Genomic DNA, 3661 nt, shown 5'->3' on the forward strand with positions numbered 1-3661 from the left:
TGTCACTGTACCCTAATTAATCAGATTCTGCGGGTTCAGGGCATTTTGGGGCACTTTTGTACCCTTAATTACAATATATCCACAGGCTGCTCGCTTCAGGATTTAACCCCACTTGAGCGCGTCCAGATTGCATCGGCGCGCGCCAGTAACGCTTGACGATTTGCATCGTGTCCGAGCTCTGAGATGGCCTGACGTGCTGCTCGCAAAGCGCTCTCGGATGCATTTGGGCGGCTCATTCCGTGTGTTTCCTGGCCGGTCGGATGCCCCGTTTCGCGCAGTCCCGTCAACTGTTGATCGAGGTCACGCGACAACCCACGGACCCGCTCGATCACCCTGCGATGCTGAGGAAAGACGCGGCGCAACTCCCGAACCACCTGGCCGTTTCCTCTCAGCATGATGGCGGCACCCAACAAGGGACGGGTCATGCCGACACCAACCGCAGCAAGTGCCATCAATCTTTCGAGTTCGTTCATGGAGATGACGGACGCTGAGTTGCCGACGCCCAGAATCGATACAATAGACAGGGTCAAATCCATTCGGCGCAAACGCCTGAGATCGTTGCTCGCCACAGCCGTTTCCCAGACCTGCGCGCCACGTGCAGCGCGCGCAAGTAGCCGGTCTGATACGGCTTCGGCTGGATGTTTCGCCGCGAGGGATTGACCGCAGGTTTCGCAGGTCATCGACCACGCGAAGCGCCAATGACGAAGAGCGAGACCGGGTGTTTGCTCCGTGCACCCCGGACAATACTGGAAGTCATGCCGTGACACGTATCGTACGGCATGATGCACCGTATCCGGAAGGGTCATGGCGGCGATTTCATTCCGGGTCCGTTGAACTGCCGAGCAGAGGCGGGCCCAGTCCATCTCTCCGGGATCGTTGATACGCTCCGGCACCCTGCCCTGCCCCAAGCCGAGATAGCCGCAAAGCTCTTCGACAGAACAGTGATTGGCTTTTGCCAATCGCCCGATCCAACTGGACAGAAGCTCATCGCGCGCTGGCGGTGGCCGAAACGGTAGCGGTTTGACGTTCACCCGAATGTAGCAACGGGCTGGCGAGGAATGCTCCAGGCATGCTTCGTCCAAACCGGTTGCCAGGCCTGAACTGCTTCGTCCGTGATCCGCTCTTCTCCGGTCTCAATCGCATCGATAGCCAGGGACTTGATCATGATAAACACGCGGGAGGTCACACCCCCGGTAACCTTCAGGATCGTCCGAAGCGACGCCACCGTCAGGCCTGAGCGTTGCTCAAGCGCCATCGCCGCGATCAGTGTCTGGATCAGGCGAGAGAACTCCACATCGTCTTCCCAGAGCGGCAGGTAGTGTTCGTCTAGACGTCGGGCCAATTGATCGTCTCCTCGAACCGTCTCCAGGGCTTCGTTCACACCGAAGACAACGAGTGAGGCGCAGAGATCGTTGGCGAGGAACCGGAGCATGTTCAGGAAACGGCGTTGCTCCCGGTAGCTGCCAGCAAGCAGATTGTGCACCTCGTCGATCATCAACATCCTAAGGTCCATGTCCCGAAGGTGACTGAGCGCGCGCACCTCGAGCTCGGACACGGTATGCCGGCCCCACATCGGCGCCCCAATCGTCGCCAGGATGTGCTGATAGAAGCGTCTTTCGTCCGGTGCGGGCGGGGCCTGAACCAGCAGTATGGGTGTCTTCGTGGCGCCCAGTTGGGCGTTGTACTGCGTTGGATATTTGCTCGCCATGCGCTTGGCGATCATCGTCTTTCCGATGCCAGAGCTGCCATAAACCATCAACCCTGGCATCCGGCTTTGCTGTGGCATTTCCATCAGGGATGTCAATCGGTTGAGAACGATGGTGGCACGGTCGAACGCGATCCAATGATCGCCGCGGATACGGTCAATTCTTTCGTCTGGGGTCATTAAACTCATCAATCTCATAGGTTGGCAGATCAGGATTGCCCGTGTCGATCGCGAACATTTCGCGTGACGGATCGCGACGTGGTTGGTGCCGGGGAAGCCGAGCACCTCTTTCGTTTTCCAACCGGGCAGTCCTTGTCTTTTGGCGCGCCGCTTCGGCCAGCCGCCGTTGCGCGTCAATCAATTGGAATAGGACCCGCTCGTTGATCCGGCCACCGTGTTTTTCCTGCCAATCTTTCCGCGCCCGCCGACTTTCCCAAAGCGAGATCCGCGGGTGGCAGAGATCCCGGTAGCGCGCCGGGGTCACACGGCCATCACCGGTGATGACCCAGACCTGCGACAAGTCTCGCGGATCGTATTTCACCTGCACCTTGCCCTGCCCGCGTCCGACCAACGACGCGAAGACATCACTCCAGTAATGGACCCCGAAGAGCGTGATCCCGGTACGCCCGAGCTGGCGCCACTCGAAGGGCAAGAAGCTCGTCCGAAAGGCTTCGACGTCAACGACCTGCCGCCCCGCAGTATCCCCGCCGAGGTCAGCCCAGGCAGCCAACGGCGTTCGGCCGAGGGCTTCGTGAACCGTATTGTGGTAGCGGCAGATTTCGAGATGAAGCCAGTCCTCGAACTCGGTCAGTGTCAGGGCCGCATGCTTCTCGCTGTCATAGTCGCCCTTCTCGACGATTGAGGAATGCGTCGTCCCGGGCAGTACATGAACGGCACCCATGGTCGTTCCGATCAGCCGTTCTACATGGCCGCCATAGTGTTTGCCGCCAAGCGGACGATACTCGACAGAAATGCCCCAATCTTCGCAGGCCACTTTGAAGGCATCGCTGTGGAACTCCTGCGCATTGTCGACGTGGATCGCCTTCGGAATGCCCGCCGTCGGCCAAACCAACTCTTCCATAGTTCCAGGGACGTGCACCGATTTCCGGCGCACGCAGTGATCGAGACATAGGGCGATCGACAAGACAGATGGCTCATCGAAAGTGACATAGACCCCAAGAACGATCCGGCTCGCGACATCGATGGCCACCGTCAGATAGGGGCGCGCAAGCGGCCGTCGATTGACGTGATCGACCAACGTGATGTCCGAAGTTGTATGATCGATCTGAACGACTTCCAGCGGGGCCGAAACTTCAAGGCGGCCAGGACGCGCGGCAAAAACCTTGTCAGCCTCCTCTGCCCCGCGCCGTTTCCGGAAGACCTCTCGCTGATCCATCGCGTCGAGACGGGCTTTGACCGTTTTCCGGGTCGGGGGCTGAAACCCCTTCGCTTCGCACTCGGCACGGATCTCGCGCCAGATGCGAAGAAAGCTCGAGCGCTCACGAACCAGATAGTAGCGCTCCAGACTCTCATCGATGATGATTTCGACGTCTTGTGCGATCCGTTTCGACCCCGGTTTCGGCCCGCGACGGTCCAACTCCAACGCCGTGGCACGTGCATCGTTCTCTCTCAGACGCCGGTAGAGCGACCATGTGTGGCTTTTCGCCAAGCCGAGTTCCCAAGCGGCGTCCCCGATAGCAGCGCTGATCGGCTCGCCCCTCTTCTCAAGCTCCAGGATCGGCCGAAGAACCGCTGCACGATGTTTCGCAATACGCTCGCTGGCCACGTAAATCCCCCACCCCAACAGGCCGACACTTATCCACAGTTCCGACCGTACGGCAATTAAGGATACAGTATGGTAATTAACGGTACAATATGAAAATTAAGGGTACAAACCGCCATTGATTTTATGGGACAAATTCAGGCCCGATTCTGATTAATTAGGGTACAGTGACA

The 3661-nt window shown here is 58.8% G+C and carries 3 protein-coding genes; all 3 read right to left on the bottom strand.

All coding sequences use genetic code 11. The features are described from left to right. Window positions 1-95 precede the first annotated feature (95 nt). Genes ACSSV8_RS19975 through ACSSV8_RS19985 form a run of 3 tightly spaced genes read right to left on the bottom strand, consistent with a single transcriptional unit; the run spans window position 96 to window position 3491 of the window. Window positions 96-1031, bottom strand: a complete 936-nt coding sequence (locus tag ACSSV8_RS19975) for a TniQ family protein (RefSeq protein ID WP_175544817.1) — start codon at window positions 1029-1031, stop codon at window positions 96-98. Beyond that, window positions 1028-1885: a TniB family NTP-binding protein gene (locus ACSSV8_RS19980; protein ID WP_245770741.1), complete on the bottom strand. Its 858-nt coding sequence runs from the start codon at window positions 1883-1885 to the stop codon at window positions 1028-1030. Before ACSSV8_RS19980 ends, ACSSV8_RS19975 begins: the two co-directional genes overlap by 4 nt. Next, on the bottom strand, window positions 1863-3491 hold the full coding sequence (locus tag ACSSV8_RS19985) for a Mu transposase C-terminal domain-containing protein (RefSeq protein ID WP_093039161.1): 1629 nt from the start codon (window positions 3489-3491) through the stop codon (window positions 1863-1865). The genes ACSSV8_RS19980 and ACSSV8_RS19985 overlap by 23 nt, the downstream gene beginning before the upstream one ends. Window positions 3492-3661 lie beyond the last annotated feature (170 nt).

The sequence above is a fragment of the Roseovarius sp. MBR-79 genome, assembly GCF_053628555.1.

Excerpts from the sequence above, each read along its gene's own strand:
- ACSSV8_RS19980 (WP_245770741.1), bottom strand. The coding sequence starts at position 1,885 with ATGACCCCAGACGAAAGAATTGACCGTATCCGCGGCGATCATTGGATC.